This is a genomic window from Pseudomonas sp. GV071 (assembly GCF_003050835.1).
In the GTDB taxonomy this organism is placed as follows: domain Bacteria; phylum Pseudomonadota; class Gammaproteobacteria; order Pseudomonadales; family Pseudomonadaceae; genus Aquipseudomonas.
This window is the reverse complement of the sequence record NZ_QAOJ01000002.1, coordinates 18,198-31,471: the sequence shown is the minus strand read 5'-3', so window position 1 is coordinate 31,471 and position 13,274 is coordinate 18,198. Positions and strand designations below refer to the sequence as shown.

General features: G+C 63.3%; 10 protein-coding genes. 8 read left to right on the top strand and 2 right to left on the bottom strand.

The genetic code is table 11. The features are described from left to right. Positions 1-5 precede the first annotated feature (5 nt). Both C8K61_RS04075 and choX read right to left on the bottom strand, forming a co-directional pair. A complete protein-coding gene (locus C8K61_RS04075; RefSeq protein ID WP_108094924.1) occupies positions 6-893 on the bottom strand; it encodes a 3-keto-5-aminohexanoate cleavage protein in 888 nt (295 codons plus the stop codon). Between the two features lie 73 nt (positions 894-966). Continuing rightward, complete coding sequence (choX, locus tag C8K61_RS04070) at positions 967-1,899, bottom strand: choline ABC transporter substrate-binding protein (RefSeq protein ID WP_108094923.1); 933 nt, start codon at positions 1,897-1,899, stop codon at positions 967-969. 227 nt (positions 1,900-2,126) lie between these two features. Between choX and C8K61_RS04065 the strand changes: the two genes are divergently transcribed. The 8 genes from C8K61_RS04065 (at position 2,127) to C8K61_RS04030 (ending at position 13,132) form a co-directional block, all read left to right on the top strand. Continuing rightward, positions 2,127-3,095 (top strand): GlxA family transcriptional regulator, encoded by a 969-nt coding sequence (locus C8K61_RS04065; RefSeq protein ID WP_108094922.1) that lies wholly within the window; start codon positions 2,127-2,129, stop codon positions 3,093-3,095. 208 nt (positions 3,096-3,303) lie between these two features. Continuing rightward, positions 3,304-4,281 carry a dipeptidase gene (locus C8K61_RS04060; protein WP_108094921.1) on the top strand — a complete coding sequence of 326 codons (978 nt, stop codon included), beginning with the start codon at positions 3,304-3,306 and terminating at the stop codon, positions 4,279-4,281. A gap of 158 nt (positions 4,282-4,439) precedes the next feature. Beyond that, positions 4,440-4,970, top strand: a complete 531-nt coding sequence (locus C8K61_RS04055; RefSeq protein ID WP_108094920.1) for a DUF5943 domain-containing protein — start codon at positions 4,440-4,442, stop codon at positions 4,968-4,970. A 61-nt stretch (positions 4,971-5,031) separates the two neighbouring features. Beyond that, the gene (gene dgcA, locus C8K61_RS04050) at positions 5,032-7,092 is read left to right on the top strand and encodes a dimethylglycine demethylation protein DgcA (RefSeq protein WP_108094919.1); all 2,061 of its coding nucleotides are present in this window, start codon (positions 5,032-5,034) and stop codon (positions 7,090-7,092) included. 138 nt (positions 7,093-7,230) lie between these two features. Beyond that, entirely contained in the window at positions 7,231-9,168 is a 1,938-nt protein-coding gene (dgcB, locus tag C8K61_RS04045; protein WP_108094918.1) for a dimethylglycine demethylation protein DgcB, read from the top strand. A 144-nt stretch (positions 9,169-9,312) separates the two neighbouring features. Continuing rightward, entirely contained in the window at positions 9,313-10,536 is a 1,224-nt protein-coding gene (locus C8K61_RS04040; protein ID WP_108094917.1) for an electron transfer flavoprotein subunit alpha/FixB family protein, read from the top strand. Then, a complete protein-coding gene (locus C8K61_RS04035) occupies positions 10,526-11,305 on the top strand; it encodes an electron transfer flavoprotein subunit beta (RefSeq protein ID WP_108094916.1) in 780 nt (259 codons plus the stop codon). The genes C8K61_RS04040 and C8K61_RS04035 overlap by 11 nt, the downstream gene beginning before the upstream one ends. 204 nt (positions 11,306-11,509) lie before the next feature. Beyond that, complete coding sequence (locus C8K61_RS04030) at positions 11,510-13,132, top strand: methyl-accepting chemotaxis protein (RefSeq protein WP_108094915.1); 1,623 nt, start codon at positions 11,510-11,512, stop codon at positions 13,130-13,132. Positions 13,133-13,274 lie beyond the last annotated feature (142 nt).

Genomic DNA, 13,274 nt, shown 5'->3' with positions numbered 1-13,274 from the left:
CTGGGTTACGCCGGACGCTTGAGGTTCATTTTTGCCCGGCCTTCTGCCGGGGTAAGAATGCGTGCGCCAAGGCGCGTAAGGATCTCGCTGACCCGCTCGACCAGCGCGCCATTGCTGGCCAGCACGCCTTTGTCCAGCCACAGGTTGTCTTCCAGGCCGACCCGCACGTTGCCGCCGAGCAGTACCGCCTGGGCGGCCATCGGCATCTGCATGCGGCCGATGCCAAAGCCGGCCCAGGTGCAGTCGGCGGGCAGGTTGTCGACCATGGCTTTCATGGTGGTGGTGTCGGCCGGCGCGCCCCAGGGAATGCCCAGGCACAGTTGGAACAACGGGTCGTCGAGCAGGCCTTCCTTGATCATCTGTTTGGCGAACCACAGGTGACCGGTGTCAAAAATTTCCAGCTCGGCTTTTACCCCCAGCTCGGTGATGCGTTTGGCCCCGGCGCGCAGTTGTGCCGGGGTGGACACATAGATGGTGTCGCCGTCGCCAAAGTTGAGGGTGCCGCAATCCAGGGTGCAGATTTCCGGCAGCAGGGCTTCCACATGGGCCAGGCGGGTAAGCGGGCCGACCAGGTCCGTGTTGGGGCCGAATTCCATCGGGTGTTCCCCGGCGCCAATCTCCAGGTCACCGCCCATGCCGGCGGTGAGGTTGACGATGATGTCGACGTCTGCCTCGCGGATGCGCTCCATCACTTCGCGGTACAGGGCTACATCACGGCTGAATTTGCCGGTGGCCGGGTCGCGCACATGGCAGTGCACCACGGTGGCGCCGGCTTTGGCCGCTTCCACGGCGGCGGCCGCGATCTGTTTTGGGGTGATGGGCACCAGGTGGCTTTTGCCGGTGGTGTCGCCGGCGCCGGTGAGGGCGCAGGTAATGATCACGTCGTGGTTCATGCGGGCAGTTCCTTACAGGCAGGGCTCACCGCTGCACAGCCACGGTTCAGGCTGCGCAGGGTGCTTTCGGTGTTTAAGGGTTGGTGGTCAGTTGCAGGTGTTCATTGGCCGGGCGGCCGTCGAGGGTGGTCACCCCTTCAAGCCAGCGTTGCTGGTCTTGCGGGTGCTCCTTGAGCCATTTTTTCGCCGACTCCAGTGGGTCCTGGTGGTCGAGTAACGGCTGCATCATGCGGCTCTCGTCGGCGGCGCTAAAGCTCAGGTTGGTGAGCAGTTTGTCGACGTTCGGGCAGCGGCTGGCGTAGTCCGGCGCGGTCACGGTCCACACCGTGGCGCGGCCTTCATCCGGGCCGAGGGCGTCCTGGCTGCCGGACAGGTAGGTCATGTCCTGGTTGACGTTCATTGGATGCGGCGCCCAGCCGAAGAAGACGATGGCTTCCTTGCGTTTCACCGCGCGGCTGACCGCCGAGAGCATGCCGGCTTCGCTGGACTCCACCAGCTGGAACTTGCCCAGGCCGAACTGGTTTTTCTCGATCATTTCCTTGATCTGGGTATTGGCCCCCGAGCCCGGTTCGATGCCGTAGATCTTGCCGCCCAGCTCCTTCTCGAATTTGCCAATGTCGGCAAAGGTTTTCAGGCCCTTGTCGGCCAGGTAAGTGGGCACCGCCAGGGTGGCGCGGGCGTCTTCCAGGCTGGGTTTGTCCAGCACGCGCACTTGCTTGGCGTCGATGAACGGGGTGATGGTGCGGGTCATGATCGGGTTCCAGTAACCCAGGAACAGGTCCAGACGTTTGTCGCGGATGCCGGCAAAAATGATCTGCTGCGAGGCGCTGGTTTGCTTGGTGTCATAACCCAGGCCGTCGAGCAGCACCTGGGTCATGGCGCTGGTGGCAATCACATCGGTCCAGTTGACCACGCCCAGGCGCACGTTCTTGCAGGACGCAGGGTCGGCGGCGAGGGCGGTCTGGCTGGCGAGCACTAACAAACAGCAACTGAGTAAGGTCTTCATCGGTGGTCCTCATGTGGCTGATTCCTCCGTGAGCCTAGCGACGCAGCGGGGAATACTTGTTGTCGAGTGTGGCCGGCGATGCCTTGCCAGCTGTTGGCCAAATTACGCAGCGCAGCGGCGGCAAAATCACACGGTAGCGACCAGCTTTTGTACGCAAGCGACCTGTTGCATTGCCAAAGCCTGCGCGGTGGCGTAAGCCTCGGACATTACCCTGGCCGAGCCCTGCCATGCCCCGTGAAGACTTCTGGTTTTTGCTGTTGCCCGGTTTTTCCATGCTGGGTTTTCTCTCCGCTGTGGAACCCCTGCGCGTGGCTAACCGCTTTCGCGACGGGCTCTACCATTGGCAGGTGATGAGCCTGGACGGCGGCCCGGTGCTGGCCAGCAACGGCATGTCGATCAACGCCGACAGCGGTCTTTTGCCGCTCACGCGCGGCGTGCGCTTGTTGGTGGTGGCCGGTTTCGAGCCGTTGCAGGCCTATAGCCCGGCCTTGGCGCGTTGGCTCAAACGACTGGACAGTGAGGGCGTCACCCTTGGTGGTATCGACACCGGTGCGGTGCTGCTGGCCGAGGCCGGGGTGCTCGACGGGCATACCGTAACCCTGCACTGGGAAGCCCTCGACGCCTTCAAGGAAAGTTACCCGCGCCTGCACGTGACCCAGGAGCTGTTCGAGGTCGACCGCTCGCGCATCACCTGCGCCGGCGGCACCGCCTCGATTGACCTGATGCTCGACCTGATCGCCCAGGCCCACGGCCCGGAGCTGGCGGTGCAGGTGTCCGAGCAGTTTGTGCTCAGCCGCATCCGCCCGCGCCAGGACCACCAGCGCATGGAAATCGCCAGCCGTTATGGCATCAGCAATCGCAAGCTGGTGCAGGTGATCGACGCCATGGAGCGCCACACCGAGCCGCCGCTGAGCACCCTGGTGCTGGCCGAGCGCATTCAGGTGACGCGCCGGCAGCTGGAGCGGCTGTTTCGTTTGTACCTGAACGACACGCCGTCGAACTTCTACCTCGGCCTGCGCCTGGACAAGGCCCGCCAGCTGCTGCGGCAGACCGACCTCAGCGTGCTGGAAGTGAGCCTGGCCTGCGGCTTTGAATCGCAGTCGTATTTTTCCCGCTGCTACCGCACGCGGTTTGCCTGCTGCCCCCGCGAAGATCGCCATCCGGTGCGCAAAGCGCTGCTGCCGGCGCTGGGCTGAAGGGCATCGCGGCTAAAGCCGCTCCTACGAGAATGTGCAATCCAGGAGCGGCCAGTCCGGCGCTCCCGTTAGCCGCGATGCTTTTGATTTGACGCTTTCGACAATTCCCCTGTCGTTTTTGCGCGATAGCGGCAAACCTCCAAGGAATATGCTGACCCAAAGCGCCGGCAAACGATTCGGCGCGACTCGCTACTAAGGGGACAGCCTGATGAGCCCAGCCGAATTGCACGCCGACAGCATCGTTATCGACGGTCTGATCATCGCCAAATGGAACCGTGAGCTGTTCGAGGACATGCGCAAAGGCGGTCTGACCATGGCCAACTGCACCGTGTCGGTATGGGAAGGCTTCCAGGCCACCGTCAACAGCATCGCCTCCAGCCAGAAGCTGATGCGCGAAAACAGCGACCTGGTGATGCCGGTGCGCACCACCGCCGATATCCGTAAAGCCAAGGAGCAGGGCAAGACTGGCATCCTCTTCGGCTTCCAGAATGCCCATGCCTATGAAGACCAGATCGGCTACGTCGAGGTCTTCAAGCAGCTCGGCGTGGGCATCGTGCAGATGTGCTACAACACCCAGAACCTGGTGGGCACCGGTTGCTACGAGCGTGACGGCGGCCTGTCCGGCTTCGGTCGTGAGATCGTTGCCGAAATGAACCGCGTCGGGGTGATGTGCGACCTCTCCCACGTCGGTTCCAAGACCTCCGAAGAAGTCATCCTCGAATCGAAAAAGCCGGTGTGCTACTCGCACTGCCTGCCGTCCGGGCTCAAAGAGCACCCGCGCAACAAGTCCGATGAAGAGCTCAAGTTCATTGCCGACCATGGCGGTTTTGTCGGCGTGACCATGTTCGCGCCGTTCCTGGCCAAGGGCATCGACTCCACCATCGACGACTACGCCGAAGCCATCGAGTACGTGATGAACATCGTTGGCGAAGACGCCATCGGCATCGGCACCGACTTCACCCAGGGCCACGGCCAGGACTTCTTCGAATACCTGACCCACGACAAGGGTTACGCCCGCCGCCTCACCAGCTTCGGCAAGATCATCAACCCGCTGGGCATCCGCACCGTGGGCGAATTCCCCAACCTCACCGAAACCTTGCTCAAACGCGGTCACCCTGAGCGGGTGGTGCGCAAAGTGATGGGTGAAAACTGGGTGCGTGTATTGGCCGACGTCTGGCACGAATAACGTCTTTTCCTTCGGCCCTCTCCCCCGGCCCCTCTCCCGCAAGCGGGCGAGGGGAGACCACCCCGATCAGCGCACCTTGCGCGGTCGGCCCCCTCTCCCGCTTGCGGGAGAGGGTTGGGGAGAGGGCAGCCAACTTATGAATTTTCCGGAGTAACACCATGGCCAAAATCGCCCCCCAACTGCCCATCGAAGTCGACAGCGAAACCGGTGTCTGGACCAGCGATGCGCTGCCGATGCTGTATGTGCCGCGCCACTTCTTCGTGAACAACCACATGGGCATCGAGGAAGTGCTGGGCGCCGATGCCTACGCCGACATCCTCTACAAGGCCGGCTACAAGTCGGCCTGGCACTGGTGCGAGAAAGAAGCCGAGTGCCATGGCATTGAAGGCGTGGCGGTGTTCGAGCACTACATGAAGCGCCTCTCCCAGCGCGGCTGGGGCCTGTTCAAGATCCAGGACATCGACCTCGACCAAGGCACCGCCAGCGTCAAGCTTGAGCACTCCTGCTTTGTGTATGTGTACGGCAAGGTCGGCCGCAAGGTGGATTACATGTTCACCGGCTGGTTCGCCGGCGCCATGGACCAGATCCTGGCCGCCAAAGGCAGCAGCGTCCGCACCGTCGCCGAGCAGGTGTATGGCGGGTCGGAAGAAGGGCATGACGATGGGTTGTTCGTTGTGAAGCCGCTGTAAGCAACGCCCAAAAAAAGAATCCACCCGTGCATCAAGGTCGCCCTTCCGTGAGGTTGCCGTAATGGCTTTTGAATCGATGTTCCAGCCAATTCAACTTGGCAAACTGACCATCCGCAACCGCGTGCTCAGCACTGCGCACGCCGAGGTGTATGCCACCGACGGCGGCATGACCACCGAGCGCTATATCAAGTACTACGAAGAGAAGGCCAAGGGCGGTATCGGCCTGGCGATCTGCGGTGGTTCTTCGGTGGTGGCGATCGACAGCCCGCAGGAGTGGTGGAGCTCGGTCAACCTCTCCACCGACCGCATCATCCCGCACTTCCAGAACCTGGCCGATGCCATGCACAAGCATGGCGCCAAGATCATGATCCAGATTACCCACATGGGCCGTCGCTCGCGTTGGGACGGCTTTAACTGGCCGACCCTGATGTCGCCGTCGGGCATCCGCGAACCGGTGCACCGCGCCACCTGTAAAACCATTGAAGTGGAAGAGATCTGGCGAGTGATCGGCAACTACTCCCAAGCCGCACGCCGGGCAATGGAAGGCGGCCTGGACGGCATCGAATTGTCGGCCGTGCACCAGCATATGGTCGACCAGTTCTGGAGCCCACGGGTCAACAAGCGCACCGATGAATGGGGCGGCGATTTCGAAGGGCGGATGAAATTCGGCCTGGAAGTGCTCAAGGCCATCCGCAAGGAAGTGGGCCCGGACTTCTGCGTGGGCATGCGCATCTGCGGTGACGAGTTTCACCCCGATGGCTTGAGCCACGAAGACATGAAGCAGATCGCCAAGTACTACGACGACACCGGCATGATCGACTTTATCGGTGTGGTGGGTTCCGGTTGCGACACCCACAACACCCTGGCCAACGTGATCCCCAACATGAGCTACCCGCCGGAGCCGTTCCTGCACCTGGCGGCGGGCATCAAGGAGGTGGTGAAGGTTCCGGTGCTGCACGCGCAGAACATCAAGGACCCGAACCAGGCCACGCGGATTCTCGACGGCGGCTACGTGGACATGGTCGGCATGACCCGTGCCCACATCGCCGACCCGCACTTTATCGCCAAGATCAAGATGGGCCAGGTCGACCAGATCAAACAATGCGTCGGCGCCAACTACTGCATCGACCGTCAGTACCAGGGCCTGGACGTGCTGTGCATCCAGAACGCCGCCACTTCCCGTGAATACATGGGCGTGCCCCACATCATCGAAAAAACCACCGGCGTTAAGCGCAAGGTAGTGGTGGTCGGTGGCGGCCCGGCCGGGATGGAAGCCGCTCGTGTGGCGGCCGAACGTGGCCACGACGTGACCTTGTTTGAAAAGAAAGACGCGCTCGGCGGGCAGATCACCACGGCCTCAAAAGCCCCGCAGCGTGACCAGATTGCCGGTATCACCCGCTGGTATCAGCTGGAACTGGCCCGCCTGAAAGTCGATTTGCGCCTGGGCACTGGCGCCGATGTGGCGACCATCCAAGACCTGCGTCCGGACGTGATCGTGCTGGCCAACGGCGGTCATCCGTACCTGGAGCAGAACGAACACTGGGGCTCGGCGGAAGGCCTGGTGGTCAGCAGTTGGGACGTGCTCGACGGCAAAGTGGCGCCAGCCAAGAATGTGCTGGTATACGACACCATCTGCGAATTCACCGGCATGTCGGTGGCCGACTTCATGGCCGACAAAGGCTCGCAGGTGGAAATCGTCACCGACGACACCAAGCCCGGCGTGGCTATGGGCGGCACCTCGTTCCCGACTTACTACCGCAGCATGTACCCCAAAGACGTGATCATGACCGGCGACATGATGCTGGAGAAGGTCTACCGCGAAGGCGACAAATTGGTGGCCGTGCTGGAAAACGAATACACCGGCGCCAAAGAGGAGCGGGTGGTTGACCAGGTGGTGGTGGAGAACGGCGTACGGCCGGACGAAACCCTGTACTACGCGCTGAAAGAAGGCTCGCGCAACAAGGGCCAGATCGACGTCGAGGCACTGTTTGCGATCAAGCCACAGCCCTGCCTGAGCGAAGCGGGGGACGGTTACCTGTTGTTCCGCATCGGCGACTGCGTGGCCCAACGCAACACCCACGCGGCGATTTATGACGCGTTGCGGTTGTGTAAGGACTTCTGATGCCGCTGGTCTCCCCTCGCCCGCTTGCGGGAGAGGGGCTGGGGGAGAGGGGCTTTTGTCGGTGATTCGCGTCGCCTGCACCCCTCTCCCTAACCCTCTCCCCGCAGGGGCGAGGGGTCTGAATTGTGGAGACCAACGATGTTGAACACCCTTCTGCCCATCCTGCTATTCGCTGCCCTGTTGCTGGCGGTGCTCGGTGCAGGCAAGCGCTTTTTCATGTGGCGCCGTGGCCGTCCGGCCCAGGTCGACTGGCTCGGTGGCCTGCTGGCCATGCCCAAGCGTTATATGGTCGATCTGCACCATGTGGTGGCTCGCGACAAATACATCGCCAACACCCACGTGGCCACGGCCGGAGGCTTTGTGCTGGCTGCCGTGTTGGCGATTCTGGTGCATGGCTTTGGCCTGCATAACCGCATCCTCGGCTTCGCCTTGCTGGCGGCCAGTGCGCTGATGTTTGTCGGTGCGCTGTTCGTCGCCAAGCGCCGTCTAGACCCCCCGTCACGGCTGTCGAAAGGGCCTTGGATGCGCCTGCCGAAAAGCCTGCTGATGTTTTCCGCGAGTTTTTTTATCGCCACCTTGCCGGTGGCCGGGATTCTGCCGGCAGGTTTCGGCGGTTGGATTCTCGCCCTGGTGCTGGCAATCGGTGTGGCCTGGGGCGTGTCGGAACTGTTCTTCGGCATGACCTGGGGCGGGCCGATGAAACACGCCTTCGCCGGTGCCCTGCACCTGGCCTGGCACCGCCGCGCCGAACGGTTTGGTGGTGGTCGTTCCACCGGTTTGAAAGCCCTCGACCTGAGCAACCCCAATGCACCACTGGGCGTGGAAAACCCCACCGACTTCACTTGGAACCAACTGCTGGGCTTCGACGCCTGCGTGCAGTGCGGCAAGTGCGAAGCGGCGTGCCCGGCCTTTGCCGCCGGCCAGCCGTTGAACCCGAAGAAGTTGATTCAGGACATGGTGGTCGGCCTGGCCGGCGGCACCGATGCCAAGTTCGCCGGTAGTCCTTACCCTGGCAAGCAGGTTGGCGAACACAGCGGCGGTCCGCATCAGCCCATCGTCAACGGCCTGGTCGATGCTGAAACCCTGTGGTCGTGCACCACCTGCCGCGCCTGCGTCGAGGAGTGCCCGATGATGATCGAGCACGTCGACGCCATCGTCGACATGCGCCGCCACCTGACCCTGGAAAAAGGCGCGACGCCGAACAAGGGCGCCGAGGTGCTGGAAAACCTGATCGCCACCGACAACCCCGGCGGCTTTAACCCCGGCGGCCGACTGAACTGGGCGGCGGATTTGAACCTCGATCTGCTCAGCGAAAAGAAAACCACCGATGTGCTGTTCTGGGTCGGCGACGGCGCCTTCGATATGCGCAACCAGCGCACCCTCCGCGCGTTCGTCAAAGTGCTGAAAGCGGCCAATGTCGACTTCGCCGTGCTCGGCCTGGAAGAGCGTGACAGCGGCGACGTCGCCCGCCGTCTGGGGGACGAAGCCACCTTCCAGAGCCTGGCCACCCGCAACATCGCCACCTTGGGCAAATACAGCTTCAAGCGCATCGTCAGCTGCGACCCGCACAGCTTCCACGTGCTGAAAAACGAATACGGCGCCTTGGGCGGCCACTACGAGGTACTGCACCACAGCACCTTTATTGCCGAGCTGATTGCCGGGCAAAAACTCAACCTCGGCCAGCACAAAGGCGGCTCGGTGACGTACCACGACCCCTGTTACCTCGGCCGCTACAACGGCGAGTACGAAGCGCCGCGTGATGTGTTGCGCGCGCTCGGCATTGAAGTGAGAGAGATGCAACGTTCGGGCTTCCGCTCCCGCTGCTGCGGCGGCGGTGGCGGCGCGCCGATCACCGATATTCTCGGCAAGCAGCGGATTCCGGATATGCGCATGGTGGATATCAAAGAGACCGGCGCCGAGCTGGTGGCCGTGGGTTGCCCGCAGTGCACGGCGATGCTTGAAGGCGTGGTGGAACCGCGGCCGCAGATCAAGGACATTGCCGAGTTGGTGGCCGACGTATTGCTGGAAGCGCCGGCTGCGGTGGCGGTGAAGCGTGTGGTGGAGGTGGTGGAATGATGGACCTTCGTTTGCTGCCACCCCCTCTCCCCGAGGGCAGCGAGGGGACGGACCCTACGCGGATCAACTCCCCTCGCCCGCTTGCGGGAGAGGGGCTGGGGGAGAGGGGCCCTTGGCCCTTGCTCCAAGGCCGGAGAACTACCCATGTCTGACATCATCCGCCGCGACCCCCGCGCCGAGCGCATCGCCCGCAACCGCCTGCACCCCTTGCACGCCACGTTGCAGCGCAGCGAAACCAACTGGATGGGCCCCAACGGCATCATCCGCAAGAACCCCCATGCCGTCGGCTTTATCGGCCCCAACGGGATCAAACGCATCGACCGCAGCGGCGCCCAACAGGGCGGCACAGCCAAGCGTTCTACCCAGACCGCTGCCGTACAACTGCCGATGCACACGGTCGCCGCGCCACGCTTCTACATCGTGGTAGTCCCCGACCTGGTCGGCGGCCGCCTGACCACCCACGACCGCGACCTGCTGGGCCTGGCCCACAAGCTGGCTGGCAGCGAGGGCGCAGTACTGGCGGTGGTATTCGGCGAGCATAAGGAAAGTAGCTTCGACACCGCAGGCGTTGACCGCCTGCTGCAGTTCGAAGGCGCGCTCTACAGCGGCTATGCGCCAGAGCAGCAGGTGCAGGCGCTGACCGCCATTGAGCGGCAATTCCAGCCCCGCCACTGGTTGCTGCCGGACAGCCGCAGCGGTGGCGGCGAACTCGGTCGGCGTCTGGCTGCACAGCTGGGCGAACGCCCGGCCACCCGCGTCTGGCAAGTCACCGACGAGCACTGTATTGGCCGCGCCGGCGCTGGCCAACAGGATCTGCAACGCCCATTGGCGCGGGTAATTCTGGCTGCCAGTGAATGCGCCGAGCCGGTCAGCGAAACCCGTCATGAAGCCTTGGCGATCAGCCTGGATAACGAAGTCGCCCGTTGCCTGCCTCGTATCGAAGACCTCGGTGCGGTGGCCGTCGACCCGGCGGCAACGCCGATGGCCGAAGCTGAATTTATTCTCTCCGGCGGCAACGGCGTCAAAGACTGGGACCTGTTCCACCGCACCGCCCAGGCCCTCGGTGCCACTGAAGGCGCCTCGCGGGTGGCGGTGGACGACGGCTATATGGCGCGCAACCGCCAGGTCGGCGCCACCGGTACCTGGGTCACGGCGCGGGTGTATCTGGCCGTGGGGATTTCCGGCGCCATCCAGCACCTGCAAGGCATTGGTGCCTGCGACAAGGTGGTGGCGGTGAACCTGGATGCCGGCTGCGACATGATCAAACGCGCCGATCTCTCGGTGATCGGCGACTCGGCGGCGATTCTTGCCGCGCTTATTGAACGCATGGCCGCGCACCGCGCCGGAGGCAATCGCGATGCAGCCTAAGCCATTCAACGTGTTGTGCCTGGTGTCAATCGGCGCCCACCCGACTTCCGGCCGCGCCCGTCGTGCCGAGCAGGACGCCCGCGCCGTCGAACTCGGCCTGCGCCTGGCCGGCGAGCAGCTGCAGGTGCTGCATGCCGGCAACGCTGAAGAAGAAGCGCTGCGCGCTTACCTCGGTATGGGCCTGAGCGAACTCAGCGTGTTACAGCAACCGGATGGCGCCGATGCGCTGCCGGCGCTGTTCGACTATCTCCAGGAGAGTGGTGCGCAACTGGTGCTCACCGGCAGCCAGGCGGAAACCGGCGAAGGCTCGGGCATGCTCCCTTACCTGTTGGCCGAGCGCCTGGGCTGGCCATTGGTGGTCGGCCTGGCCGAAGTGGAGAAGGTCGAGAATGGCGTGGCGCAGGTGCTGCAAGCCTTGCCGCGCGGCCAGCGGCGGCGCTTGCAGGTGCGTTTGCCGTTTCTTGCCAGTGTCGACAACGCCGCCCCTACGGCGCGGCAAAGCGCGTTCGGTCCGGCACGGCGAGGCACCTTGTGGGCCGATGAAGTCGAAGTGCTGGAAGACGATTTGCTGACCAGCGCCAACTTTCAACCGGCGCGGCCACGGCCCAAACGCCTGAAGGTGATCAAGGCCAAAACCGGCGCCGAGCGGATGAAAGCGGCCACCGCCAAAGCGGCGGGCGGTGGCGGCCAGGTGCTCAAGGATGTGAGTGCCGAGGAGGGCGCCGAGGCGATCTTCAAGCTTCTGCTGGAAGAAGGCGTGATTCGCTAGGCCACTGCGCTTCGCGCTTCACACCCGCCGGGCGGCGCTGCCAACCCGGCCAATCAACGCTATGTTTTCCTTACGGCCGCCGTGCGTGCCGTACGCGAACCCATGGCTTCCCCTGCGGGCGCACCTGCCCGGAATTTCTGGCTCGCCATCGGTCTTGTGCCGGGCTGGCGGCTGCCGTCCGGCTTACTTACCTGGACGACAGCCATGTTGCGAAAGCTCGATATTGCCCCCCGTGCCAGCCTTGGGTTCGGCCTGTTGGCCTTGATGGTGCTGTTTCTTGGCGGCTTCGCGCTGCTGAAAATGTCGGCCATGCGCGATGACGCGCTGGAGGTCAGTGACAACTGGCTGCCGAGCATCCTGGCGCTGGACTCCATGGCGCAGAACACCCTGCGCCTGCGCTCCCTCAGCCTGCGCCTGGTGGTCAACCGCAGCGATGCCGAACAAAAAATCAACGTTGAACGGGCGCAAAAGCTCAAGCAAACCCTGGCCGACGACCAGCGCCGCTACGAGCCGCTGATCTCCAGTCCCGAGGAGCGCGCCGCTTATCAGCGTTTTGCCGCGGCCATGCAGGGCTACGAGGTTGCGCAGGAAAAACTGCTGCAATTTGCCCAACAAAAACAATTCGACGAGGCCACGGCGATTGCTAACGGAGCCTTGGTGCAGTTTGGCGACGCCATGGCCGCCGAGCTGGACAGCCTGACGGCGATCAACACCCAGGGCGCGCAGAGTGCCAAAGAGCGTTCCAGCGTGGTGTTTTCCAGTGCGCGGGCGAGCATGGTGGTCACCATGGTGTTGGCTGGCGTGGTGACCGTAGTGCTGGCGCTGTTGCTGACGCGCAGCATTGTCGAACCTTTGTTGCGCGCCCTGGGCATCGCCCAGGTAGTGGCCTCGGGCGACCTTACCGAGCGTATCGAGGTCGACGGTACCGACGAGCCGGCACGCTTGCTGGAAGCCCTGAAAACCATGCAGCAGAACCTGCGCAGCACCATCCAGAGCATTGCCGACTCTTCCAACCAGTTGGCCTCAGCAGCCGAAGAGCTGCATGTGGTGACCGAAGACTCCACCCGTGGCCTGAACCAGCAGAACGATGAAATCGAACAGGCGGCCACTGCCGTCAACGAGATGACCACCGCGGTGGAGGAGGTGGCGCGTAATGCGGTGATCACCTCCGAAGCTTCGCGCGAATCCGACCGCACCACCCAGCATGGCCGCGAGCAGGTGCGCCAAACGGTCAACTCCATCAGCAGCCTGGCCGATGACGTCACCAGCTCCTCCAACCAGGTGGAACAACTGGCGGACAAAGTGCGCGACATCAGCAAGGTGCTCGACGTGATCCGCTCCATCGCCGAGCAGACCAACCTCTTGGCGCTCAACGCCGCCATCGAAGCGGCGCGGGCTGGTGAGGCTGGACGCGGCTTTGCCGTGGTCGCCGATGAGGTGCGCGCCCTGGCCCATCGCACCCAACAGTCGACCCAGGAAATCGAACAGATGGTTGGCGGCATTCGCCTGGGCACCGACCAGGCGGTGAGCGCCATGCACACCAGCAACCAACGCGCCCGGGCGACGCTGGACGTGGCCAAGGCCGCCGGCAGCGCGCTGGATGAAATCGCCGTGGCGATCTCTGCTATCAACGAACGCAACCTGGTGATTGCCAGCGCCTCGGAAGAACAGGCGCAAGTGGCGCGGGAAGTGGACCGCAACCTGACCAACATCCGCGACCTGTCCCTGCAGTCCTCAACCGGTGCCAACCAGACGGCGGTTGCCAGTCAGGAATTGTCGCGCCTGGCGGTGGGCTTGAACGGCATGGTGGCGCGCTTCAAGGTGTAAAACGCCGGAAATATCCTGTTACTAATCGAGAGTCGCCGAAAAGCCCAAGTGCCGCAGGGACTTGGGTTTTTGTTAGGGCGTCGCTTCAAGTAGTGGCAGTTTGCCGCCGATAGGCAGTTAGGCTGCAATAGCTGATGTGCGC

Coding starts and splice junctions, on each gene's coding strand:
- C8K61_RS04075 (WP_108094924.1), bottom strand. CDS start 893: ATGAACCACGACGTGATCATTACCTGCGCCCTCACCGGCGCCGGCGAC.
- choX (WP_108094923.1), bottom strand. CDS start 1,899: ATGAAGACCTTACTCAGTTGCTGTTTGTTAGTGCTCGCCAGCCAGACC.
- C8K61_RS04065 (WP_108094922.1), top strand. CDS start 2,127: ATGCCCCGTGAAGACTTCTGGTTTTTGCTGTTGCCCGGTTTTTCCATG.
- C8K61_RS04060 (WP_108094921.1), top strand. CDS start 3,304: ATGAGCCCAGCCGAATTGCACGCCGACAGCATCGTTATCGACGGTCTG.
- C8K61_RS04055 (WP_108094920.1), top strand. CDS start 4,440: ATGGCCAAAATCGCCCCCCAACTGCCCATCGAAGTCGACAGCGAAACC.
- dgcA (WP_108094919.1), top strand. CDS start 5,032: ATGGCTTTTGAATCGATGTTCCAGCCAATTCAACTTGGCAAACTGACC.
- dgcB (WP_108094918.1), top strand. CDS start 7,231: ATGTTGAACACCCTTCTGCCCATCCTGCTATTCGCTGCCCTGTTGCTG.
- C8K61_RS04040 (WP_108094917.1), top strand. CDS start 9,313: ATGTCTGACATCATCCGCCGCGACCCCCGCGCCGAGCGCATCGCCCGC.
- C8K61_RS04035 (WP_108094916.1), top strand. CDS start 10,526: ATGCAGCCTAAGCCATTCAACGTGTTGTGCCTGGTGTCAATCGGCGCC.
- C8K61_RS04030 (WP_108094915.1), top strand. CDS start 11,510: ATGTTGCGAAAGCTCGATATTGCCCCCCGTGCCAGCCTTGGGTTCGGC.